Below are 23,013 nucleotides of genomic sequence, written 5' to 3' on the forward strand. Positions count from 1 at the left end.
CATAAATAAATTTACTTGCTCTGAAACTCAGCCAGCCCGAATTTCTCACGTATTGTGTGGTTCGGGTGGCGAGTGTGGGAGGTGTGGGAGGTGTGGGAGGTGTGGGAGGTGTGGGAGGTGTGGGAGGTGTGGGAGGTGTGGGAGGTGTGGGGGGCAATGCAGCGTTCATTGATGTGCAGTTACTCAATTCCTCCTCTTTCTCCCCACACCCCCTACACTCACGCTCATTTCTCACTTGTGAGAAATCCAGGTCAGGGGTAATTCCAATACGGTTCGGATAAGCAGGGGAGGCAAAAGGGTATATGTTCAGCAATTCTTTTCTCCCCTTGCTCCCCCTTCCCCCTACTCCCCCGCCTCTTCGGTCAAGGTAGCCACCGGGGACGAAATCCGGCTAAGGGGAGTTGTTCTGGTCTAATTTCAACAGTCGCAGCATCAGCGATGGGTAGCAGAGGCATTAACCACAGGCTACTGGTAGCAATAACATCTCCATCATCAGTTTTCAAGGTGTTGGTGGGTAATGATGCTGGGGGGTTTGTCTGGGGTACTACTTGGTCAAATAACAAGCCTAAACCGTCAGCAGATAAACTCATTTGCACATTTCGTTGAGCGGGAGGCAGTACTAGCAGTGGTTTCTGTTGCCCGGTTTTCAGATCAATTGCCACCACATAAGGCTGTTCTATATATTGTTCCTTGGATACTAGCTGTGTCAGCAAGCAGTAGAGGGTGGGTGAGGCAATATCAAATTGGCAGCTGAGAATTGAACCTGTTGTTTTTAATAGTTGTTTCTGTACACCTTGGTTTGTCACTAAAAACAAATCTCGCGTGTAATCTGTATTAAACTTTACCATCGCTGCTTGAGAGCCATCTTTAGAGAAAGCTTGTACCAAACCAAACTGCGGCAGAAAATCTAGAGGTTTACTGGCATCACCTTGCAGTGGTAAGATTGCTGCTCCCTGTCCTTGGGCAACTGCTACGGCTTTACTATCTGGGGTGATCATAAAGTCTCCCCCTGGTTGGCTTTTCAGACGTTTGGGGGTGGGTTTTTCTGCTGAACCGTCGCTGGTTGCTGGCATAAACCATAGTCCAAAGTCGCCGGGATTATTTTTGTTTCCGCGCTGGATGACAATAGTTTGCCCGTCAGGTGATAAGTCAAATTTCAGGTTTTGATAATCTTTACTATCTAAAACTAGGTCAACTTTGCCTCCTGGTTGTGCTTCTTGTCCAGATTTACTAGAAACGCCTGTTGTGACTGTGTACAGTTGGGCTGAAAGTAAGTCTTCGTTATTGCTGGCGCGAGCCGAAAATAAAATTTTCTCTCCATCTGGAAATGACTCGAAGTCCATTGCTATCAAGTCTTTGGGGGTAAGTACCCTTTTTTGCTCTTGGGTTAAGTTGTATAGAACTAATCGCCCCTGTTCTTCTTGATTGCTTCCGATGTAAAGAATGACGCGATCGCGTGTGCGGAAGCTACCTGTAAAAGCCTGGATCAATCGATTTTTGCCCTCTTGCTGTGCAAACTTATCTTTAGCTCCCTGTAACTGCAATTTATAATTCGTGCCATAAGGTGCTGGTGTTAACAGCGTATAAACCATTCGCCGCCCTGCCCAACTAAATTTACCTGCTAGGGGTGGCTCGATTTTCAAATTATCCTCTACACTTTTTGTTTCCATTGGGCGGCTGAAGGTGAGGGTAAAGGAGTTATCTTCCGCCCCAATCTGTTGATTTTGCCAGGTAAAGTCCCGCACACGAGCAGTTACCACATCACCTTGCAATATGATTAACCCAATCAGCACACTTAGCAGTAGCATCAGTGCGATCGCTATCCGATCGAGTGGTTGGATAAATGTTTTAGATTTTGTCATTTGTCATTTGTCATTGGTCATTGGTCATTAGTCATCAACAAATAATTAATAACTATAAGGATTCTGGGGTTGAGGAATCTTTTTGAGAGAAGTAGCGGCAATGGTCAGTTGGCGTTTACCTGCCAAATTTTCTGTCTTCATTTGTCCTTCTACTTCCAGCCAAGTGTCAGGGGAATAAGGTTCTTGATTGTTTGGAAGTTTGACGGGTAATCCTACTGGGTAAGCATCTGCTGCACAGCAAGTTAAGACAAATCGGGCTAAGAACAAATATTCTTTCCCTATATCTGGCGGATGAATAACAAATCCCTGAACTTTGACTTTTTGGCCTGTATATGTATCTGGTTCTGGATAGACATTAACAGTGCGTACCCAGTCTACGAGCGATCGCTCCTCTGGACGAACAGTAGCTCGAAAGGCTTGGGGTTTGACGCGTGTACTTCCCAATAAATCGGTGGTTACGCCCCTTTGGAGTGCTTTGTCACTAGCAAAAACTTGCGGTGTAATGATAAAACCTAAAATCGCTGTAATCAACAATAAAACACTCCCCCAACCAGGAGGAAATAAACTAATATGCTGGCCGTTTGGCGTAACATCACGGCGACGGCGTTGCCAAAGTTCCTGCATCTTGAAGAAACCAATAACAATCAAGCTGATACCTGTCACAACCACAAACCAAATGTAATTTGGGTGAATCAAGAGGTTTAGCTTGTTAGTTAGCCAATATCTCAACATCAAAATGCCCCAAGATGTAATTGCTAGGGCATCCAACCAAGGAAGTAACAGATTTGGGATTTTAGATTTAGGATTTTTATTAGCCATTAGTTATTGGACATGGGGCATTGTTTATTTGCAAAGAACAAAAGATTAATTCTTTAAAAAACGTGCAAGTTGAGGAAAAGAGTTAACACAAATGTTAATTGTGCTGCTAAAGCAAATAAGTAAAAGACAGTTTTGGGCTTAAAAATAGATAACATCAAACCAACGCTTTTGATATCAATCATTGGCCCAAACACTAGAAATGCCAACAAGGAACCGCTACTAAAGGTCGAGGCAAAAGATAGAGCAAAGAAAGAATCGACTGTAGAACAAATTGACACCACTACTGCTAATATCAGCATGACTACAATCGAGCTAATTGGCCCAGCACCCAAACTGAGAATTAATTCACGGGGAGCTAAGACTTGAATCGCTGCTGCGATCGCACTTCCTAAAATCATCACTCCGCCCAATTCCCGGAATTCTTGGACGCTATTATCTACTACTAGGCGCAGTTTATCTGCAAGGGGTTTATTGGTATTAGAAATTGGGGCAGTCGGCTGTACAAAACTAGCATCTATCCGCAGAGGTACACCTGCTTTTCCACCTAAAATATAAGTCCCGGATTGCAAGATATTTGGTATCGCTTCTTGCTGTTCTACTTGGTAACGTTTACCACGGCGTTTGGTTTCCGGCTGCGCGGGTGGATTAAACTTCATATACCGAGCGATCGCAGGTTGAATTATCGGATTTAAGTCCTTTTGAAAACTGAAAACAAAACCAATAATTGTGGCAATTGCTAGAGAAAATACGACTCGTAAGACCACTATTTCTGGCTGATCTCGAAATGCTGTCCAAGTTGACCAAATTACAATTGGGTTAATTGTTGGCGCTGCTAGCAAAAAACCAATGGCGACTGGTGTGGGTACTCCCTGAATCAGGAACCGCCGCGCTACCGGCACATTCCCGCACTCACACACCGGAAATAAAAAGCCGATCAAGCTGCCAACTAAAGCACCCAGCAGCGGATTTTTGGGCATCTTTTCTACTAATTTGCGCTCATCAACAAAAAATAGCAGCAAACTGGAGAATAAAACCCCAATAAGCAAAAAAGGCATCGCCTCGACTAGCAGACTTAGAAATATCGTAAAACCATTGTTCAGTTGATTCATGTGCGTCGCAGTCAAAAGCGGTTTTTAGTTTTAGGGTTCTGCCTAGTCATTCTATCGAAATGGGGATCAAAAGCAGTTCGGGAAAATTAAACATCATTTAAGTAGCAAGTTATCTTACGTTTCAAATAGCGCTTAAACGCTACAAACCTTTGCTTCAGCCAAGATAGTAATTTTTACCTGAGTGCATTTACTGACGATGACCAGTTCTAAGATTGTCTAAGTTCAGAAATTGTTCCGATTATAGAGGGCAAGTAGCTGCATAGGCGATTTGAAGTTACCTATGTTTATACTGACAGTAATTTGCTGGATAAGATATTAGCTTGGCTGTATTTTCATCAAGTATTCACAGTTATTGAACAATTGGCGACACCGAATAGCTCATTGTAGATATCGCTCTTGGTTGCTACAACGATTGATTTTGCGTAGTTATGGCAAAATCTAATCTGAGCTTTGCTTGATTTTTTACTATAAAAACTCTAAAAAAGCAAGACAAAAGTTTAGCAAACACGGTAAATGCTTGCAATACCTTCTCCTAAAAGACAAGGTATTGTGCTGGTTACTCTTTTGTATATATAAGAGTCGCCATTAGGCTAGGAGCCTGGACAGTAGTTACTACAACAGAGAGGTCACGCGGTGAGCTAGCAGGGTCTTGAAAAAACCCCATGAGCGGCTGATATGAGGTTTCCCAATTTATTACCAAATAGTTTGAATATTTGTTAATGCCTGAATTTGCAAATCACGGGTAACTAGAGGAAGACCTAAACAAAAAGCAGTAGCTGCGATGATCCTATCTGGCATATCAGGAACAGTTGCTCTGTCAATTTGTCTCGTTGCGCCCGAAATATTACGATCTAATACCAATTTAATGTGAAGTTGCACATATCTTGATCCCCCTAAATCCCCCTTAAAAAGGGGGACTTTGATAGATGTTTTTCCGGTTCCCCCCTTAATAAGGCAGGGCCGTTTCATTCCCTAAAAGGCTCTGATTTACAAGCGTTTCAGGCAAAAAAGTCATGTGACTAAAAAATCTGATTGGGCAAGAAAATCGCGATCGCACTGAAATTTACTCGTTGAGGTGGTAGCTTTTCGATTAGCAAATTAAGCAAATTTCTGACTCCTACTCTTGACAAAATCTCTAAGAGATCGAATGAAACAGCCCTGCCTTAATAAGGGGGGCTAGGGGGGATCGAATTCTATGCAGCTTCATAAAAAATTGGTATAAGGGTGCTAATACAACACCCATATTAGGATCATCCAGAGCATTTAAAATTCTTGTTAATACCTCTTGTGCAAAGCGTCCCTTCTCAACCAAATAAGAAATTTCAACCACTGAAATAGCTGAAACATAAATAGGATTACCATCGCTGACTGCTTGCTCCAAAGCTGTTAAGGCAGTTTTCGATAGCCTCTCTAGGTCAAAAATATACCAAATTAAAGCGTGTGTATCTGCAACTACTGATGTCATCAGACAATATCCCTGGGAAAATTACCCCACATTTCTTGACGAGCTTCGGTAATGTCTTGTTCAGTAATATCCATTGCTAAATCAGCACATAACCCTCTTACACTACGTAAGGTAGCTTTAGGAATATTTTTTTGATACAAAAATTCTGCAAAATTCAATAACTCTTGCTGCTTATCTATAGGTAGCTGGCGCAATTTCTCCAAGACTGCTTGCTCAATATTCATAAACTTATCACCTTGTCTACAAGTCATTCAGAACCCTGGCTTTTTAAATAAGTTGGGGTTCTAGTATTCGCTGTTAATTACGTTTTTGTGGAGTTCCCCAAATCTTGATTTGTCGATCAAATCCGCCACTGGCGAGGATTTTACCATTGGGACTAAAAGCGATCGCACTTACCCAGTCTGTATGTCCATTCAGTGTATTGATTAACTCACCTGTAGTTAAATTCCACACTTTAATCCCATCTTTGCCGGCACTAGCAAGGGTTTGTCCATCGGGGTTAATAGCGATCGCATTTACCCAGTTATTATGTCCTGTGAGGGTGCGGACTAATTCTCCAGTATTAATATTCCACAGCTTGACTGTGCGATCGCGGCTAGCACTCACTAATGTCTGTCCATCTGGTGTAAAGATGACAGCGCTAACAACATTAGAATGAGCTACAAATTCACTGATTAATTTACCAGTACTCAAGCTCCATACCTTGATTACACCCTTATTATCACCACTAGCCAAGGTCTGTCCATCAGGGCTAATGGCTAGAGTATAAATCAAGTTATCGAAGCGTACTAGAGTCCCTAAAGGACGCTGCTGTAATAAATCCCATAGCCGAATCCCATCCAAAGCTCCACTGATCAGAACTTTACTATCAGGAGACACCGCTAAAGATAATACGTTGCTGGTATGTCCGACAAAAGAGCGGCTAAATTTAAAATTTTTCAGGCTCCAGAGGTTAATTGTGTTGTCATCACTACAACTAGCAAGGGTTTGCCCATCTGGTGAAATCACTAAAGACTCTATGGCTGATTTGTGTGCTTTATTAATATCCCCTAACTTTTTACCATTTACTGGATTCCACAGGCGAATAATACCCTCATTTTCTGCACCTCCACTCGCAAGAATTCTGCTATCTGGACTGAATGCGAGAGATTTAACAGTTCCGTTATGCCCTCTAAGGGTGTAAAGTAGTTGGGCATTAGCAAAGCTGTTAGTAGTTGGGGAGTTTGGTGTTACTTCAACGGCAGCATGAGCTTGATGAATGTAAAACCCTTGCCAGACAGTCACTGGAAGGGCAACAGCTGCCATAAATGACAGGATAATATACGGACGCAGAAAATTATCCCCACCTCTTCCCTCACTACTCACACTTTTTCCTCACTTTTTATATACAAACAAACCACTTAGAATTATGAATTAAGCTAACGCGCCTACATATTGCAATATTTTCCGTGTAGACCGTCATTAGTCATTAGTCAAAAGTGTTTACCAAGGACAAAGGACAATTGACAAAGGACAACCTCACCAGTTGATGTGCAATCTTATTTGTGTAACAACTTATCAACTCATAACTCAGCACTCTTAAAGAGGTGGTTTTTTCTTAGAAACGCTTAACATTGGTAAAGGCGCACTAGAAGAACGAGAGGGCAAATAATGTTGCACCACAGGTTCTTCTGGTAGAGGACGGCGCTGCTGGAAACGCCACAACTTAAAGGCTAGCGCTATGCCTGTTGTTCCCAAACCAAAAGCGAACAACGACCAGCTATCATTCAATCCGCCAATCAGGGCATCTATAGCGCCCATCGTCACCAATACACTGATTAGTGGCTCTTTTCGGTAGGTTGACTTCAAAAAACGAGGTAATACAGCATTCATCACAGCTTGGTTGGTTCCAGTTCAGCTTTTGTGTATATTTACCAAGAATACCTCACCCATAATTTGCCTTTCTCATCGAAGGCAGACACTAATTATGATTTTCTTTAGTTGGGGAGGAAGTATAGTCATTAATTGTCTTGCACATACTAGTTGCAAGTCTATGATATTTCCATCACTAATAGGTATTTTGATTCCTCTCTTGCTTACATTCTAGTGCAAAGCATTTCGCTATCAATCGCCAAAGTCAAAACCAACTGGTTGTTCCAGCTGGTTGAAACTCTTTTAACTACTAGTTTACAACTTACACCTTGTGCTGGTTGGCGGCACTACTTCAGACCCAGCCATAATAGCACCCCTTGATTAGTGACATATTCAATCACCAGCATCAAAGCGAAGCCAATCATGGCAGCTCGACCATTCAAGCGTTCAGCATATTCGTTAAAGCCAAACTTTGGCTCTTCTAGTTTAGGTGTAATTGTTGGTTGTGTTTGTGTCATTTTTAAGAAACCTTTTTTTCGGCAAACGGGAGTTGATATGAGAATTCAGAGAAATGCTCAGGTATAAGCGGTAAAGGTTAAAGGAATTGAATAGTATTTTCCCCTTCAGCTTTACCCTAAACTTGGTAACTTATGAGCTAATTGCAGTGCTTGAATGTCAAGATGACTTGATCGATTCAGCGAAAGCTTCCTAGTAGGGAGCTATACAATCGCTCTTTTAATAAATTGTTACTATTCTTTATATATTGTATAAACACTGGGGTAATAGTCAAGGGCTTGAGTTTGGGGCTACTCAGATTAAATTAAGAAACTTAGAACACAGATTAACTATCTTTAATACAGCTATCTGTAATAAGTCGGTAGCAAGCTTGAGATTCGCAGGCTAGAGTTAAACAAAAAAATTATCAGAGGCTATATATGGAAATCGGCGTTCCGAAGGAAAATAAGGATCAAGAATTTCGTGTAGGGTTAAGTCCTTCTAGTGTGCGGGTGCTGCGAGAAAATGGTCATAGCATCTTCGTAGAAACACAAGCCGGGAATGGTGCTGGATTCTCAGATGATGACTACAGAAGTGCTGGAGCCGAGATTGTCCCCACATCAGAAACGGCTTGGAATCGGGAATTGGTTGTGAAAGTCAAAGAGCCGTTGACATCTGAGTATAAATTTTTGCAGAAAGGGCAGATATTATTTACTTATTTACACTTAGCTGCCGATCGTAAATTGACAGAGCATTTAATTGATTGTGGTACAACTGCGATCGCCTACGAAACTGTAGAACAACCTGGTGCTAACAAACTCCCCTTGCTCACCCCCATGAGCGTGATTGCTGGTCGGTTAGCAGTACAATTTGGGGCCAGATTCCTAGAACGTCAGCAAGGTGGTAGAGGATTGCTTTTGGGCGGTGTCCCTGGAGTCAAGCCAGGTAAAGTAGTAATTTTAGGTGGCGGTGTTGTCGGCACAGAAGCAGCTAAAATTGCAGTCGGTATGGGTGCGATCGTCCAGATTTTAGATGTGAGTGTTGAACGTCTATCTTACCTAGAAACCTTGTTTGGCTCTAGGGTGGAATTGCTTTACAGCAACTCTGCTCATATTGAAACCGCCGTTAAAGAAGCCGATTTGCTTATCGGTGCAGTTTTAGTGTTAGGACGTAGGGCCCCAACATTAGTATCGCGTGAATTAGTTAAACAAATGCGTCCTGGTTCGGTAATAGTTGATGTAGCGGTTGACCAAGGTGGTTGTATAGAAACTTTACGCGCCACATCTCACACAAATCCGGTATACCTCGAAGAAGGTGTGGTGCATTATGGCGTACCTAATATGCCAGGAGCAGTACCTTGGACAGCAACTCAGGCACTCAATAATAGTACATTACCTTATATCGTCCAGTTGGCGAATTTGGGAATTATGGCGCTAGAAGTTAACCCAGCCTTAGCTAAGGGTGTGAATGTGCAGAATCATCGCTTAGTGCATCCGGCTGTACAAGAGGTATTCCCTGATTTGGTAAATTAAGGTCTGTAAGGATTAGGTGATCGCTAATCAGACTAATTTTCTTGCCTTATGCGCGGATGGGTAGATGTACAAAATGAGAAGGAGCAAAAAATGGCTACTGCTCCATCTATACAATGCTTTCAGGGCACTAGTATTTTTAAACCATCCGCGCACCTTATGGGGACTGGCTTTCAGCGATTTGCCTCTAGCCGAATCACAATTCATCGTGTTATCATTTCAACATTCGCGCAACCGAACCTTGAAAACCAAATAGGACAAAGCTTTCAGAAGCCAGCGATTGCAATTCATCAAAATCCCTATTAGGGATTGAAACGAGGCTATTCAATTCAACGGACTAGATAGTTATTTAATTGCAATTCATCAAAATCCCTATTAGGGATTGAAACGAAAGATTTCCCCCTATTCTTAACTCTACAGATTGCAATTCATCAAAATCCCTATTAGGGATTGAAACTCTTGGATTCTAATTGTTTGCGAGTGTAGACTAGGATTGCAATTCATCAAAATCCCTATTAGGGATTGAAACTAGAAAAAGACTACCTATCAGCCTGTGCAACGTTTATTGCAATTCATCAAAATCCCTATTAGGGATTGAAACAGCTAGAGTTACTCCTTGATTTGCTTGACTATCGCCGGGATTGCAATTCATCAAAATCCCTATTAGGGATTGAAACGTGTGGTTTGTGGCTCTACTTCTACCCAAGTTGCATTGCAATTCATCAAAATCCCTATTAGGGATTGAAACCATCCTAAGTATTTGGAGGTGATTCACCGTGCAGATATTGCAATTCATCAAAATCCCTATTAGGGATTGAAACTTTTGTTTGCAGCCTTTTGGTTGATAATATTTCTTATTGCAATTCATCAAAATCCCTATTAGGGATTGAAACGATTCAACGTAGCGACGCATCCCATTGATGCGATTATTGCAATTCATCAAAATCCCTATTAGGGATTGAAACGGGGGGATTGGTATTCTAATACCCTACACCCCCTCATTGCAATTCATCAAAATCCCTATTAGGGATTGAAACATCTATCAACACGTGGTACTATATCGCAATAACATTGCAATTCATCAAAATCCCTATTAGGGATTGAAACCTGTAGAAGATGAAGGATATCCGGCGCTAGGGTTATTGCAATTCATCAAAATCCCTATTAGGGATTGAAACGGGAGATCGCCCTTTACAAAGGCATTTACAAGAGTATTGCAATTCATCAAAATCCCTATTAGGGATTGAAACATTGTACTCACAGGGCATTCCTAGCAACATTTCGGATTGCAATTCATCAAAATCCCTATTAGGGATTGAAACTTTAATCGGGCTACATAATCCCAGAGGTGGGCAGTCATTGCAATTCATCAAAATCCCTATTAGGGATTGAAACGAACATCCCCAGGATTTTATCAATATAAATATTCAAATATTACAATTCATCAAAATCCCTATTAGGGATTGAAACAGTGCGACTCATTCTAAAGTAAAAAATATCAATAGATATATAACTTTAGGTGAGAATAACTTGGATAAAACCTAGGAAATTCGATAACTAAGTAGGTAGGTGGGAAAATTTACAACTATGTAACGAAAGTTTAACCAGAGCCATTAGAGCCAAATTTAATACGTTTTGTACTGTGGTTGGGGGCTTGCAAGAAAATAAAATACCAGTCATTCTAGAAGAATAGGAGGCGCGGATCTGCCCGCGTTTGCTCTGAATTTCTAGAATTGGAATCACAGGGTTCATGCTTACCGACACCATAAAATCTACCTTCAAAGATGCAGCCAAGAAACTAACTGGCAGCTGTAAAAGAGACTTCATGGCAAAAGTTACTGAAGATTACTTCGATAGTTCAGCACGCATTGCAGAAACAGTTTTAGGATGGAATCGCTCCTGTGTACAACTTGGCTTGCATGAACGGCGGACAGGGATAGTCTGTGTGGATAACTATCATGCAAGGGGACGACATAATAGTGTTGAGATTCTGCCCAATTTAGAAGCAGATATTTGTTCTTTGGTAGATGCTCAAGCCCAAGCTCCAAAATTTCAATCGACCTTTCTATATGCTCGTATCAGTGCCAGAGCGGTACGAGAAGCATTAATCAGTGAAATAGGTTATGACCACAGTCAATTGCCGTCTCGTCAAACTCTGGGGAAGATTCTTAATAGCTTGGGGTATCGCCTAAAAAAACACAAAAAACAAAGCCCTTGAAAAGATTCCGCAAACAGATGCCATTTTCGACAATGTGTTTCAGGAAAATCAGGCATCGGATGAGAATCCCAAATCGTTGCGAGTCTCTATCGATACTAAAGCCAAGGTGAAGATTGGCAATCTTTCCAGAGGTGGTAAAGCTCGGACACTGGAAGCAAAAGCTGCGGATGACCACGATACACAGTGGGAGGCAGTCTTAGTTCCTTTTGGCATTCTCAACACACACAGTGAAAAGCTTACGATTTACTTAGGTCAGTCGGCTGAAACCAGTGATTTTATTGTCGATTGTTTAACTGCTTGGTGGTATGAGAATCAACACGATTACCAAGATTATGATGAATGGGTAATTGACCTTGATGGTGGTGCAGCAACTCGCAGTAACCGCACACAGTTTATCAAACGTATGGTTGAACTGTCTCAAGCAATTAATTTAAGAATCCGACTGATTTACTATCCTCCGTACCATAGCAAGTACAATCCCATAGAGAGGTGTTGGGCAGCCCTAGAGAACTATTGGAATGGCGCAATTCTGGATTCGATTGAAGTTGCCATCAAGTGGGCTTCCAATATGACTTGGAAAGGGATTGCACCCATTGTTCACCGTGTTGAAGCAACCTATGAAAAAGGAATCAAGGTTCTCTCACAAGAGTTAGAACACTACCAAACCTTCTGGCAACCTTCCGAAACTCTACCTAAATGGGATATCACAATTTTCCCCGTTTAATTGGTATCTTATTTTCTTGCAAATCCCTTGCCTTTTTCTCCCCTAGCTTTAACGCCATCAATCACCGCGTAAGCAAGGTCTAACTCATCATCAAATATTTGCCCACATAATTCATCTTTTTTCAGGTGCTGCCACTCCAATTCAATTGGATTCATCTCGGAGCAGTATGCAGGCAAAAAGAAGATGTACAAACCCATCTGTTCCCACTTTAACCATAGTTTTTGCACTTCAAGACATCGGTGTATCGGTCCGTTATCCTGCACAATTACCCTAGTGCGCCCGGTTTTTTGAGCTTCCGTCGCTTCAATTTCCATCATTTGAATGTAAGATTTACGACTAACACCACCAATAACTAGACCGTAAATAAAGCTGATTAAAGGTTGAAGAAACCCGATAATACTTAATCTCCGACCACGACGCTTGGTTTGCTCTAAGCGTTTTTGCTCACCTCTAAAGTAATAGGTGTAACCTGGTTCACTCCACACACAGAATCCTGATTCATCTAGATACTTTAGGTCTATTTCTCCGGTAGCTGCGGATAATTCCAACATATCTAGGTCTGCTTGTTTCTTCGCTCTGACTACGGGGTCTTGTTTTCTCTTGTGGCTCTTCTTGGCTCAGCTTCCAATAGACCCCCTTTTTTTGAGTACCCGTCTTAATCTGTCGGGACTCAATTTTATGTGGCGCTCGCTTTCTAATTTCCGGGAGAGTTGAAAACTATTGTATGTACGTGGTTCTTCTCTGAGGCATTTTTCCAACAATACTATGTCCTCCTCCTTCCACTTCGGTTTTCCTCCTCGACCTGGTAATTCCCAAAGCCCTTCTATACCTAACTTCTGCCATTTATGTAAGACTTCTCTTACTGTTTGAACACTCCAGTCAAAGTGAGCAGCTATTTTTTCTACGTACCAACCATGCGCGTTTAATCTGATTGCCTCTGCTCGATCTTTAACTTTCTGTGGTACATCCACAGTTCTCAGGTTTAACAGGGTTTGGTCTTGCTCACGCGTGAGGAATACCCTTAAGCGAGCGCCCATAACATTTGTTACCTCTGTAAGTACATTTTCCGTATTTATTTATCTTAATATAGTTGGGTTTTTTCCCACCCACCTACTTAATTCTCGGATGTAGGTGAGAAACCTACCCTGGAAAGGAAACAGTGACTCCCAATCTGTCCACACCAAATAGACTCAGAATTCTATAGAGTGAAGGTGGAAACAGGACACAATCAAAGCCAAAAACAGATATGGCACACTCGTGTTAAAGGGGAGATGACATGAATCGCCTATAGTACTTACATCTGTACATAGAGCAACGAAGAAAGCATTAAAGCATTACCAAACTACTTTGTGTTTCTTCCTCTAGTTCATAACCATTAGCTAATTTTTCAATTGCTTGGTCAAGCATAGCCAAACCTTGATCTACCTTTTCAACTAAACTTAGCTGTCCTCGAAGTTCGGCAGCACCAACGAAACCCTTAGCATACCAAGTCATGTGCTTACGGGCTTGACGCACGCCGCGATCGCCTTTATATTCCCACAAGGCTTGTAAATGATCTCTGGCACATTCCAAACGCTGAATCGGAGTAGGTGTCGGTAATATTTCCCCAGTTTTCAGGAAATGATCGATTTCTCCAACCAAAAACGGATAACCCAAAGTCCCACGGGAACACATCACACCATCAGCACCAGTTTGTTCTAAACATTTCACCGCCGCTTCAACGGAAAAAATATCTCCATTGCCAATTACTGGGATAGAAAGCACTTCTTTTACACGAGTAATCCATTCCCAACGGGCATTGCCATTGTATCCTTGGGCGCGGGTGCGTCCGTGGACTGTAATCATTTGTGCCCCTGCATCTTCCATCCGCTTGGCAAAGTCGAGAATAGTAATTTCGTTGTCATTCCAGCCAATACGGGTTTTTACTGTCACAGGTACATCAACAGCTTTTACCACTTCCCGCACAATTGCTTCTGCTACTTCTGGTTGCCGCAACAACGAAGAACCACCACCATTTTTAGTGATTTTATTTACCGGACAACCCATATTAATATCAACAGTATCAGCACCTTCTGCAACCGCCTTTATTGCTGCTTCTGCCAAAAAATCGGGACGGCAATCGAATAGTTGAACACTAATTGGGCGTTCGTTGGGATCTACCTCCATGATTTTGGGTAACTGCTTAACATAATGCAATCCCGTAGCATTCACCATTTCGGTATACATCATCGAATCTGGTGCATAACGACGCACGAGACGGCGAAACACCATATCCGTTACTCCAGATAGAGGCGACTGGAGAACCCGACTTTTTACCTCAAACGATCCAATTTTGAGGGGTTGAGAAAGTCTAGCTTGGAGAATAGGGGAAAGCGAAATCATACAAAAAATTAAAAATTATGGGAATGGAAAATAACAGGAATATTTATGGGTATCTGTGAGTAGTGCTAATTGTAGGTTAGGTATCCTGACTTGGAGGCTGTTTTTGTATTTCTTGCTGAACTTCCTCTAAACTCAAACCTAACTCTTTTGCCATTTCTTCAAAACTTAATCCCAATCTCAACAACAAAGGTATCATTCTAAACTTTTCTTCACGCGCTCCTTCTTGTTTACCCTCTTGCTTGCCTTCTTGTTTGCCCTCTTGCTTGCCTTCTTGATAAACTCGTGTTTGTTTCAAATCGCTTAACCCAAACATACCTTCAATCTCCTCTCGACTCATTGTCGGAAACTTATAAACCAAAATTGTCTCTATTAATTCTAGTAACTGCCGCCGTTGTGGTTCAATGTTGATTTCTTGCTGAGTTCTCTCTATTAACTGCCTAGCAGATGTAATTGCTGTTTCCTCTTCATCGACCACTAGTTTCATAGTAGCAATTCCGACTGGCAGCGATGCAGTTTCGCCCAATTCGTTAAGATACATGCGAGTAACACGATTGCTAGTGAAAAATTCGCTGTAATTATTGATATCTGCTATATCTAGACTGCGATTGGGATAGATAACTACTCCTCGCCAAGAATTTTTAGGTTTATTTTGACGTAAATATAAACAAATTTCTGAAATTAGGCGCGAATAAATTTCTGCGTCGGTTTGAAACTGGACTTCAACAAAATAAATAGGATTTTCTTGCCCTTGTGTTGGGAGAAAAACACCATCTATACGGAATGTCGTTTGCTTGATTTCAATCGAGGAGAATTTATAACCCTCTGCTGTTTGGGGTGGATTACCAATTAATTCAAAAAATATCTCAGGAAGTTCTTGAAAAAGGCGGTAAAAAATACTGTCAGTTTTCACGCTTGATATATTGCGGTGATTTAAACCGTTAGATTTTACCGTGAAATAGCTAGTAACAGATTTTGTTTAATTAGACTTAAGAAAATACGGGGCGATTTCAGTTATATATATGTTATGTCAATTTGTAGCTAGTGTACTACGCCACTCTTTTAATACAAAACTAGACCACAGCAAAAAACCTATCAGTAACAGTCCCATAACTCCATCGAGCCAAATTAGGCTATGCATTTTCAAAGACATGGGAGCAAGTATCGGGAAGAGATAATGGACTGGACTGGAGATACTAGTGATTGAGTATAAGGCTAATAAAAAGTACGCCGACCAAAACTTGCCTTTAATGTAAAACCAATATCCCAACAATCCGATTGGAGTCATCACAATCACAGTACTAATTACTCCAACAGAAGTGAACCACGCGGGGCCAGGATATCTACTCAAAAATAATGCATTATCTATGTAGTGTAGCCAAGTTGAAATGAGGTTAAGTGTGATAATAAATAGCAGAATCGTCTGGCGAAACCTAGATGTATTGCTCATGATGTAAATATGCAATTATAGCGGTTATCAGTCTTCTGAAGTACAGTAGCAGCAGTGAGTAAACCAGCCGAGTAAATTCTCTATCGTCACTTCTGCAAATGCCGCATCTAATGCCTGGAGTAAATCAGGGTATGTCCTTGCACCGATGCGACGGAGAATGTTCTTAATCTTAGACCAACAATTCTCAATCGGTGAAAAATCGGGAGAGTAGGGGGGGAGATAAATCAGGTGAGCACCAGCAGCGATGATCAAAGCTTCAAGTTCATCACTTTTATGGATCGAGCAATTATCCATGAGCACGACTGCGCCAGGCCAAAGCTGAGGTATGAGTTTTTGAGCGATGAAGGCATCAAAGGTCAAGGCATCGATAGAACCTAAACCACTCCATTGGGTGAGCAATCCTTTCAAGCTAATGGCACCAATTACCGAGACATTTTTTCCTTTGCGGTTGGGCTTTTGAGCATAAGCTCGTTTCCCTGGTAAGGCGCGGGCACATTTGCGGATGAAAGACAGATTGACTCCCGATTCATCTAAGAAAATCAGATTTTCGACGGGTATGCCCCTCAAGAGTTTCCAGTACTCAAATCGGGCTAGTTGGACTTCATCACTGCCTTTTTGGTGGGGTGGAGACTTTTTTGAGGTTTAGGTGAAGTTTCCAACGAACCATCCGATTCACCGTGGCTACCCCAATTAAGACCTCTGTTTTCTCGTAAAGTCGTTCCCGCAATTCGCTTAACGTCGCATCGGGCTGTGCTGTGACGAGCTGGCGCAGAATTTCGAGCTGTTCGGCATTCAACTTTGTTGGTGTCTGCTCAATCCGCACCTTGGGGACTATCGTGCCCAATTCTCGATGGCGTTTGAGTAAATTTTGCACAAAACTTAAGGTGACTCCAAAGTTTTTAGCCAGTTTTCGTTGGGAAATGTCACCGCAGGCATAAACATCAACAATTTTCTGGCGCAAGTCGAGAGAGTAAGCTTTCATCGCCACCAATTATCAGTAGAATTGCTCTCTTCTAGTGTACTGAACTAGACTAATAACCGCTATAAAATACGTAACAGCTTATTAAGCCGACTGCGAGAAGCAATCGGCTTAACAAATTCATGGTAATTTAGTTGCAATTTAGCCGTGAGTTGCACCTTGAGGAGGACGTGAGACAACTTTTTTGGCTAAACCCAAAGTCTGCAAAACTAGGATGCTCCACCAAGTAACATCAATTTCCCACCAAGATAACCCAGATTTTGCCATGTGGGGATAAGTATGATGGTTGTTGTGCCAGCCTTCTCCATAAGTGACGAGGGATACCCACCAAAGATTACGAGCGCCATCGTTAGCATCAAAGGTGCGATAACCCCACAGGTGTGATGCTGAGTTCACAAACCAGGTTGAGTGCCAAAGCAAGACACATCTGAGAAACACTCCGTAGAAGACAAAAGGCCATCCTCCTAATCCATATAGGAGTAATGCGAAGGGTATTTGCAATAGCAAAAAGTAGCGATCTAGCCAACAATAAAAGGGCTGTCTTGCTAAATCAGGGGCATATTTTTTATAGGTGTCATAGTCAAAAAATTCTGGGCGTGGGTAAAAAATCCACAATATATGGCTCCACCAAAACCCTCTTTGAGCAGAGTAGGGATCTAAATTAATATCTTCGGTGTGGGCGTGATGCTGGCGGTGTCCACCTACCCAAAAAATTGGCCCACCTTGCAAAGCCAGGGCTCCGATTAGGGCGATCGCATACTCTAACCACTTGGGAACTTGGAAACTCTTATGGCTCAGTAGTCGGTGATATCCCAGGCAAATACCAATGCTCCCGAATAACCAGTGGAGAAACACTAGCAAACCTAATGCTGGCCAGGAGAAAAACCAAGGAGACATAAGTGCTAAGGCATGAAATGTAGCAAAAAATACCACATTTGTCCAACTGAGTCGAGGTGAGTTGCCTCTCTCAGGGGCGATCGCCCCAAAATTTGCGGTCATAAAAATTCCTGTTGATGGATGATGAAGCAATTTGCCTTTTCTCGGATGCCACCCCACAAGGGATTTACCCGCACTGTATACTAATTCGTTACAGTTGAGTAAAGCAAGTATCACTTACATTTGTTATGCTAGCAGAACTCTGATACCCCTGCAAGTGCCACTTGCATTTTTCTATGTCGTCTCACCTCGTTTCCACTCGTCAACGCTTGATTCAAGCTGCACTTGAGTTGTTTTCTGCTCAGGGAGTTAGCGCTACCACAACCCGCCAAATTGCAGAAAAAGCCGAAGTCAACGAAGTGACTCTATTTCGGAATTTTGGCAATAAGCATGGACTGCTTTTAGCGGTGCTGGAAGAGTCCGCAGCCTTTAAGGATTTAGGTGAATCGCTGGTGCGGCGGGCAACGCCTCCCGGCAATGTGTACCAAGCTCTCAAAGATTATGCAAGTGATAGCTTGCACGCATTAGAACGAGTGCCAGAGTTTGTCCGGTCTGTGGTAGGTGAAGCCGACCAATTCCCGGCAGAAAATCGCCGCGCACTAGGCAGGGGAGTTACAGAGGCAAACCGTTATGTAGCTCAGTATTTAGCTACTGTAATCCAGCAAGGGCACCTAAATACTTATTTACCAGCAGAAAAATTAGCTAGTTTGCTAAATGGGATGATCTTGGGATATGCCGTAATTGAGTTCACCAGCGAATTTCACGAACTTTGGGAGGATCGGAATGATTTTCTCGAAAATTTGGTGGAGTTGTTTTTACATGGAGCCATGTCATCCTCAGCAGAATCAGCTATAAACTGCTTACAAGGAGGGTTCACCACCACAGAAGTAGCTGATTTGCCTGCTAGTTTAGTTCACGAAATTTTACAACAAGCCAGGAAATTGGGAGTACGAGATTATGCCTTGGCTTATGTGTTATTTGGGGCTGGGTTATCTGCCACAGAAATAATTAGCTTGGAGCGATCGCACCAAATCTACGATCCTCAAGGGCACTTCCTGCAAATTACAATCCCCGGATGTATCCGTCAAGTACCAGTAAATCAGTGGATTTTGGGCAAACGCTACGGTTCTTTTACCAATAATCCCTTAATCAAATGGCTGAAAAGTCGTAAAGATGCTCAAACAGCCATGTTTTTGAATGAAACAGGTAAACCCATGACAGAATCAGAGCTTGAGACACGTTGGCAAGTATGGAGTGAGGGATTACTAACTCCCCAAGGACAAACGCCAGCGATCGCTCAGGCTCAACAAACTTGGCGCGTAGAAATGTTGATGCGGGGAATCACCTTGGAAAACCTGATTATCTTAACAGGCTGCGATCGCATTCAATTACAACCTTATGTCCGCCGAGCCAAAGAAAAAGCTGCCCTAGAGCAAGCCACCCGTTTGGATCATAAGCCAGGATAGGGTACGCCTAAGCAATTAAAAATTACAAATTAAAAATTAAAAATGAATAAATGGAAGGGCAGTAAGCATTTTGGTGTCGATCAATTGTTTAATTCAACGGTTCCATGATGGCTCTTAAACCATTGCTAGAGAGTGTTTTGAGCATTTCTTTAGCGTTATATTCACTGCTAAATACTCCTGCTTGCATAACTCTTTGACCTTCCCAAACTGTGGGAAACGCACCAGGAGCAAGCGATCGCACTAAATCTTGATCTCTATCAGTCAAGAGTGGAACTACTACGCGATAACGGATACCGAACTGTGTCGCAGATTTACTAGCATAAGGAATACTTGCAGAACTTGTTTGCATATTGCCAGTATTACTAATGGGGATATTGTTATCAGGAAGTGGTAAAAGTGCTGACGCATTTGGGGCAGTAGCTTCTTGTATTGGTAATGGCTGCTGTGTTTGATTCCTTCTGCTGGTAACTGAATTGGATGGGTATTCAGGGGCAGTAAATTCAATCGTATTAGGATCAATCCGCACATAATTCAACTGTGGTGTGTTAGGCGGTATTTGTCTCGCTGACAAGCTGCTAGGTGTTGGAAATCTAGCAACTTTAGATGTAGGTTGCTGTTGATTAGATATAGGCGTGGAAAGTGGAACCTTAGCTGGCACTAATGGCAGCAGTTGACTGTTTAATGGTGCAGAAACAGGATTATTTGCTGAAATGCTGTTGCTGTTTTGGCTATTACTAGTTTCAGAGATTCCGGGAGCCGAGAAGGTGATTTCCCCAGTTGGTGGTATTTCTTGTAATACATTGTTGGGAGTCGATTGAGAATTTTGTGCTGCTAGTGCTATTGTCCCGTTAATATCTACCTTGCCAGTGATGCGATCGCTCACAAGATTATTACCGCCAGCAGAAATCATCTGTTTAGCAGCACTGGCGTTAATGTCGTAGCGGCCATTATTTTGAAATTGATTACCCCCAGGTTCCGATGCACTACCCAAATCTGGCATTGCTTGAGCGATCGCAACTAGACCATCTTCTTTATTATCTTGAATAATATTATTCCGTAAAATCGGGTGGGCCTTTGCTTGCACGACAATTCCCGATCTATTGTTCTGAATTTGATTGCCTATAACTATCGGAGCGGCATTTTGGGCAATATTAATGCCAAAACCCGTTTGGTGAAAGACATTTTCTTTCACTTGGGGACTGGAATTCCCGGCAATTGTCATGCCATTGGCTCCATTGCGATCAAAGTAATTCTTGCTAATATTAGGTGCAGCATTACCACTGACAGAAATCCCATCTTGGGTACTGCCGGTAAATGTATTTTCTGCGATTACCGGATCGCTAGATTCAATCCATAAACCGTAACCCCGGCGATTGGAGTTCGTCACCGTTACCCCAGTGAGCAAAGCTTGGTTTGCCCCCACAATTGTGACGTTTTGACCGCCAAAGCTCCGACTCAGGTAATCACCGCCTCCCTGAATGATAATATCCTTACCTTGATTGCTAGGGTTGCCTTGAATTGAAACACCAGGTTTCAGCATTAAGGGAAATTCCTCTCCTGTCTCGGCGCTATAAGTGCCAGTGGAGAGCATAATTACAGTATTGGGGTTAGCTAATCGCAACGCATGGGTAATCGTTTTCACAGGAGCAGATTCGCTGCCATTAGCTGCGCTGTCATTTCCACCATTTGGGTTGACAAACAGCACGTTAGCCTGAGAATTTTTTGTCTCACCTAGAGGTGCTGAATTTGGTGTTGATGGCATCTGAGCGATGCCTCCGGCGAGCTCCGCTAACGCACTATCCAGGAACGTCATACTTGTCGCTCCCATCCCTACGGTAAAAGATAATACCGATAAGCTAAAAAATAAAAGTCTTGCTGATTCCAGAAACTTCAGCCTTACAAGCATAATATCTACTCTACGGTACTTAGGAAACACACGGTAGTGAATCATATTTAACACAACTCCTTAGAAGTAACAATAAATTCTTATACTCTTAGAGAGTATTATGTCGATAATATTACTCACATATTGAACGATTGGCGATTTTTAATACAGGGTAATAAATGATATTGTGTCGGTTCGAGAATACCTGGCTCTAAAAGACACGCTACGCGATCGCCAAAATACCCTCACCCTAACCCGGATTTCTCACGATACTGTAGGCAGGGGAGTGTGGGGAGTGTGGGGTGTCAGATTTCTTCCCCATCCTCCCACACCTCCCACACTCCTTGATTTCTCAGTTGTGAGAAATCCAGGCCTAAAAGAGCTTGTAATTCAGGACTCACGCAAAAAATTCTTCATCGAGAGACAAACACTCTTTAAATAGTATCTATGCAGTCTCAATTTAATTTGCCCATTGGAGATTTTCTGATGTATCCCTTTGGGCTAGTCCTTTGTAAGCTCGTTGTTCACCCTAAAATACTTGACTAACCTTAGTGCAAAACTGTAGCCTCAAACTACCCTTATCACTGCATATAAGAACATGGGATAATTTATCGTAACCTTCATTACTACGCTTTTTGGCGTAGATTCGGCAAAAATTGAGTAAAAAAAAGCAAATTAATTGACTTATGGTTACTAAGAGATATGATAATTCACATTTTGATGAAAGCACTAACGGGGTTGTTGTAATGGTCGAGCCATACAGCCAAAAAGAGCAAGTACAGCAAGTTGTCTATCGCATTTTAGATGCCAATTTAGACCGCGCTCGTGAAGGCTTGCGAATTATTGAAGAATGGTGTCGTTTTGGCTTGAATAATGCCCAGTTAGCTCTTGAATGCAAGCGTCTGCGACAAGAATTAGCCAAGTGGCATACCCCAGAATTACGAGCGGCGCGAGACACACCAGGCGATCCTGGGACTGAGTTAACTCATCCTCAAGAAGAAGAACGAGCTAGTATAAAATCAGTATTGCAAGCTAACTTTTGCCGTGTCGAAGAAGCATTGCGGGTGTTGGAAGAATACAGCAAGCTTTATCAGCCAAATATAGCTAAAGCTTGTAAGCAGATGCGCTATCAGGTTTATACCCTAGAAAGTAATTTAATGGGTCATCAGCGCCATCAATTGTTGTGGCGATCGCATTTGTATCTTGTTACTTCCCCAAATGAAAATTTATTGAATAACGTCGAAGCTGCACTTAAAGGGGGATTAACGCTTCTACAATATCGTGACAAAACCACCGATGATTCTTTGCGTTTGGAACAAGCCAGAAAACTCCGACAGTTATGCCATATCTACGGTGCTTTATTCATTGTTAACGATCGCGTGGATCTAGCTTTAGCTGTGGATGCAGATGGGGTACATCTGGGACAACAAGATATGCCTATTGCTATTGCTCGGCAATTACTCGGTTCACAGCGTTTAATAGGTCTTTCCACCACCAATAAAGAAGAAATGCAAGGAGCAATTGCTGAAGGTGTAGATTACATTGGCGTGGGGCCAGTTTATGAAACTCCCACAAAAGTAGGTAAGGCAGCAACAGGTTTAGAATATGTCAGCTATGCCGCGAAAAATTGCTCAATTCCCTGGTTTGCCATTGGCGGAATCGATGCCAATAATATCAATGATGTGATCGATGCTGGAGCCAAACGTGTAGCAGTAGTGCGATCGCTCATGCAAGCTGAACAGCCTACCCTAGTAACACAATATTTGCTCTCCCAACTCAATCGCATTAAGCCAGAACTTTAAAGAGTCATTTGTCATTTGTCATTTGTCATTAGCCCAAAGTGAGT

The 23,013-nt window shown here is 42.3% G+C and carries 23 protein-coding genes, 1 pseudogene and 1 CRISPR repeat array; of the genes and pseudogenes, 7 read left to right on the plus strand and 17 right to left on the minus strand.

The annotated features are described in order from the left end of the window. Positions 1-56: 56 nt before the first annotated feature. A complete protein-coding gene (locus FD724_RS23845) occupies positions 57-281 on the plus strand; it encodes a hypothetical protein (protein WP_179074331.1) in 225 nt (74 codons plus the stop codon). A gap of 81 nt (positions 282-362) precedes the next feature. Here FD724_RS23845 and FD724_RS23850 read toward each other — a convergent pair whose 3' ends face one another. The 9 genes from FD724_RS23850 to FD724_RS23890 form a co-directional block, all read right to left on the minus strand. Then, a complete protein-coding gene (locus tag FD724_RS23850) occupies positions 363-1,862 on the minus strand; it encodes an Ig-like domain-containing protein (RefSeq protein ID WP_114081910.1) in 1,500 nt (499 codons plus the stop codon). 45 nt (positions 1,863-1,907) lie between these two features. Continuing rightward, positions 1,908-2,681: a TIGR03943 family protein gene (locus FD724_RS23855; protein WP_179074332.1), complete on the minus strand. Its 774-nt coding sequence runs from the start codon at positions 2,679-2,681 to the stop codon at positions 1,908-1,910. Positions 2,682-2,734: 53 nt separating this feature from the next. Next, on the minus strand, positions 2,735-3,790 hold the full coding sequence (locus tag FD724_RS23860) for a permease (protein ID WP_179074333.1): 1,056 nt from the start codon (positions 3,788-3,790) through the stop codon (positions 2,735-2,737). A gap of 693 nt (positions 3,791-4,483) precedes the next feature. Further along, entirely contained in the window at positions 4,484-4,669 is a 186-nt protein-coding gene (locus FD724_RS23865; RefSeq protein ID WP_218651474.1) for a hypothetical protein, read from the minus strand. 256 nt (positions 4,670-4,925) lie between these two features. Beyond that, positions 4,926-5,255: a type II toxin-antitoxin system VapC family toxin gene (locus FD724_RS23870; RefSeq protein WP_179074334.1), complete on the minus strand. Its 330-nt coding sequence runs from the start codon at positions 5,253-5,255 to the stop codon at positions 4,926-4,928. Beyond that, the gene (locus tag FD724_RS23875; RefSeq protein WP_179074335.1) at positions 5,255-5,479 is read right to left on the minus strand and encodes a DUF2281 domain-containing protein; all 225 of its coding nucleotides are present in this window, start codon (positions 5,477-5,479) and stop codon (positions 5,255-5,257) included. Before FD724_RS23875 ends, FD724_RS23870 begins: the two co-directional genes overlap by 1 nt. Positions 5,480-5,552: 73 nt before the next feature. Then, the gene (locus FD724_RS23880; RefSeq protein ID WP_179075607.1) at positions 5,553-6,560 is read right to left on the minus strand and encodes a WD40 repeat domain-containing protein; all 1,008 of its coding nucleotides are present in this window, start codon (positions 6,558-6,560) and stop codon (positions 5,553-5,555) included. 273 nt (positions 6,561-6,833) lie between these two features. After that, positions 6,834-7,127: a hypothetical protein gene (locus tag FD724_RS23885; protein WP_012410339.1), complete on the minus strand. Its 294-nt coding sequence runs from the start codon at positions 7,125-7,127 to the stop codon at positions 6,834-6,836. Between the two features lie 326 nt (positions 7,128-7,453). Further along, positions 7,454-7,624 carry a chlorophyll a/b-binding protein gene (locus FD724_RS23890; protein ID WP_179074336.1) on the minus strand — a complete coding sequence of 57 codons (171 nt, stop codon included), beginning with the start codon at positions 7,622-7,624 and terminating at the stop codon, positions 7,454-7,456. 417 nt (positions 7,625-8,041) lie between these two features. On the opposite strand from FD724_RS23890, the gene ald reads away from it, so the two are divergent. The 3 genes from ald (at position 8,042) to FD724_RS23905 (ending at position 12,072) form a co-directional block, all read left to right on the plus strand. Continuing rightward, complete coding sequence (gene ald / locus FD724_RS23895) at positions 8,042-9,133, plus strand: alanine dehydrogenase (protein ID WP_179074337.1); 1,092 nt, start codon at positions 8,042-8,044, stop codon at positions 9,131-9,133. A gap of 276 nt (positions 9,134-9,409) precedes the next feature. Continuing rightward, positions 9,410-10,600: direct repeats of the CRISPR family, unit length 37 nt; unit sequence ATTGCAATTCATCAAAATCCCTATTAGGGATTGAAAC. A 280-nt stretch (positions 10,601-10,880) separates the two neighbouring features. After that, complete coding sequence (locus tag FD724_RS23900; protein ID WP_179071339.1) at positions 10,881-11,348, plus strand: hypothetical protein; 468 nt, start codon at positions 10,881-10,883, stop codon at positions 11,346-11,348. A 34-nt stretch (positions 11,349-11,382) separates the two neighbouring features. Further along, the gene (locus FD724_RS23905) at positions 11,383-12,072 is read left to right on the plus strand and encodes a transposase (protein WP_179073915.1); all 690 of its coding nucleotides are present in this window, start codon (positions 11,383-11,385) and stop codon (positions 12,070-12,072) included. 146 nt (positions 12,073-12,218) lie between these two features. On the opposite strand, the pseudogene FD724_RS23910 reads toward FD724_RS23905, so the two are convergent. The 7 genes and pseudogenes from FD724_RS23910 to FD724_RS23935 form a co-directional block, all read right to left on the minus strand. Continuing rightward, positions 12,219-13,109 (minus strand): annotated as a pseudogene (locus FD724_RS23910) (IS630 family transposase); the annotation flags it as partial. A 289-nt stretch (positions 13,110-13,398) separates the two neighbouring features. Beyond that, positions 13,399-14,454 (minus strand): tRNA dihydrouridine synthase DusB, encoded by a 1,056-nt coding sequence (gene dusB, locus FD724_RS23915; protein ID WP_179074338.1) that lies wholly within the window; start codon positions 14,452-14,454, stop codon positions 13,399-13,401. 76 nt (positions 14,455-14,530) lie between these two features. Then, positions 14,531-15,364 (minus strand): Rpn family recombination-promoting nuclease/putative transposase, encoded by an 834-nt coding sequence (locus tag FD724_RS23920; RefSeq protein ID WP_179074339.1) that lies wholly within the window; start codon positions 15,362-15,364, stop codon positions 14,531-14,533. Positions 15,365-15,481: 117 nt separating this feature from the next. Further along, the gene (locus FD724_RS23925; RefSeq protein WP_179074340.1) at positions 15,482-15,901 is read right to left on the minus strand and encodes a hypothetical protein; all 420 of its coding nucleotides are present in this window, start codon (positions 15,899-15,901) and stop codon (positions 15,482-15,484) included. Positions 15,902-15,928: 27 nt separating this feature from the next. Continuing rightward, positions 15,929-16,468 (minus strand): IS630 family transposase, encoded by a 540-nt coding sequence (locus FD724_RS41045; RefSeq protein ID WP_256874344.1) that lies wholly within the window; start codon positions 16,466-16,468, stop codon positions 15,929-15,931. Positions 16,469-16,505: 37 nt separating this feature from the next. After that, positions 16,506-16,883, minus strand: a complete 378-nt coding sequence (locus FD724_RS41050; protein WP_256874345.1) for a transposase — start codon at positions 16,881-16,883, stop codon at positions 16,506-16,508. 138 nt (positions 16,884-17,021) lie between these two features. Then, entirely contained in the window at positions 17,022-17,879 is an 858-nt protein-coding gene (locus FD724_RS23935) for a fatty acid desaturase (RefSeq protein ID WP_179074341.1), read from the minus strand. A gap of 173 nt (positions 17,880-18,052) precedes the next feature. Here FD724_RS23935 and FD724_RS23940 point away from each other — a divergent pair, with 173 nt between their 5' ends. Further along, entirely contained in the window at positions 18,053-19,282 is a 1,230-nt protein-coding gene (locus FD724_RS23940) for a TetR family transcriptional regulator (RefSeq protein WP_179074342.1), read from the plus strand. Positions 19,283-19,370: 88 nt separating this feature from the next. On the opposite strand, the gene FD724_RS23945 is transcribed toward FD724_RS23940, so the two are convergent. Continuing rightward, a complete protein-coding gene (locus FD724_RS23945) occupies positions 19,371-21,233 on the minus strand; it encodes a DUF1565 domain-containing protein (protein WP_179074343.1) in 1,863 nt (620 codons plus the stop codon). A gap of 121 nt (positions 21,234-21,354) precedes the next feature. Between FD724_RS23945 and FD724_RS23950 the strand changes: the two genes are divergently transcribed. Both FD724_RS23950 and FD724_RS23955 read left to right on the plus strand, forming a co-directional pair. Then, entirely contained in the window at positions 21,355-21,609 is a 255-nt protein-coding gene (locus tag FD724_RS23950; RefSeq protein ID WP_179074344.1) for a hypothetical protein, read from the plus strand. A 244-nt stretch (positions 21,610-21,853) separates the two neighbouring features. Then, on the plus strand, positions 21,854-22,969 hold the full coding sequence (locus FD724_RS23955) for a thiamine phosphate synthase (RefSeq protein ID WP_179074345.1): 1,116 nt from the start codon (positions 21,854-21,856) through the stop codon (positions 22,967-22,969). Positions 22,970-23,013 lie beyond the last annotated feature (44 nt).

The sequence above is a fragment of the Nostoc sp. C057 genome (assembly GCF_013393925.1).
In the GTDB taxonomy this organism is placed as follows: domain Bacteria; phylum Cyanobacteriota; class Cyanobacteriia; order Cyanobacteriales; family Nostocaceae; genus Nostoc; species Nostoc muscorum_A.

Bases quoted from the DNA above. Each gene is read 5' to 3' on its own strand.
- FD724_RS23850 (WP_114081910.1), bottom strand. From the start codon at position 1,862: ATGACAAAATCTAAAACATTTATCCAACCACTCGATCGGATAGCGATC.
- FD724_RS23855 (WP_179074332.1), bottom strand. From the start codon at position 2,681: ATGGCTAATAAAAATCCTAAATCTAAAATCCCAAATCTGTTACTTCCT.
- FD724_RS23860 (WP_179074333.1), bottom strand. From the start codon at position 3,790: ATGAATCAACTGAACAATGGTTTTACGATATTTCTAAGTCTGCTAGTC.
- FD724_RS23870 (WP_179074334.1), bottom strand. From the start codon at position 5,255: ATGACATCAGTAGTTGCAGATACACACGCTTTAATTTGGTATATTTTT.
- FD724_RS23875 (WP_179074335.1), bottom strand. From the start codon at position 5,479: ATGAATATTGAGCAAGCAGTCTTGGAGAAATTGCGCCAGCTACCTATA.
- FD724_RS23880 (WP_179075607.1), bottom strand. From the start codon at position 6,560: ATGGCAGCTGTTGCCCTTCCAGTGACTGTCTGGCAAGGGTTTTACATT.
- FD724_RS23885 (WP_012410339.1), bottom strand. From the start codon at position 7,127: ATGAATGCTGTATTACCTCGTTTTTTGAAGTCAACCTACCGAAAAGAG.
- FD724_RS23890 (WP_179074336.1), bottom strand. From the start codon at position 7,624: ATGACACAAACACAACCAACAATTACACCTAAACTAGAAGAGCCAAAG.
- ald (WP_179074337.1), top strand. From the start codon at position 8,042: ATGGAAATCGGCGTTCCGAAGGAAAATAAGGATCAAGAATTTCGTGTA.
- FD724_RS23900 (WP_179071339.1), top strand. From the start codon at position 10,881: ATGCTTACCGACACCATAAAATCTACCTTCAAAGATGCAGCCAAGAAA.
- dusB (WP_179074338.1), bottom strand. From the start codon at position 14,454: ATGATTTCGCTTTCCCCTATTCTCCAAGCTAGACTTTCTCAACCCCTC.
- FD724_RS23925 (WP_179074340.1), bottom strand. From the start codon at position 15,901: ATGAGCAATACATCTAGGTTTCGCCAGACGATTCTGCTATTTATTATC.
- FD724_RS41050 (WP_256874345.1), bottom strand. From the start codon at position 16,883: ATGAAAGCTTACTCTCTCGACTTGCGCCAGAAAATTGTTGATGTTTAT.
- FD724_RS23935 (WP_179074341.1), bottom strand. From the start codon at position 17,879: ATGACCGCAAATTTTGGGGCGATCGCCCCTGAGAGAGGCAACTCACCT.
- FD724_RS23940 (WP_179074342.1), top strand. From the start codon at position 18,053: ATGTCGTCTCACCTCGTTTCCACTCGTCAACGCTTGATTCAAGCTGCA.
- FD724_RS23945 (WP_179074343.1), bottom strand. From the start codon at position 21,233: ATGATTCACTACCGTGTGTTTCCTAAGTACCGTAGAGTAGATATTATG.
- FD724_RS23955 (WP_179074345.1), top strand. From the start codon at position 21,854: ATGGTTACTAAGAGATATGATAATTCACATTTTGATGAAAGCACTAAC.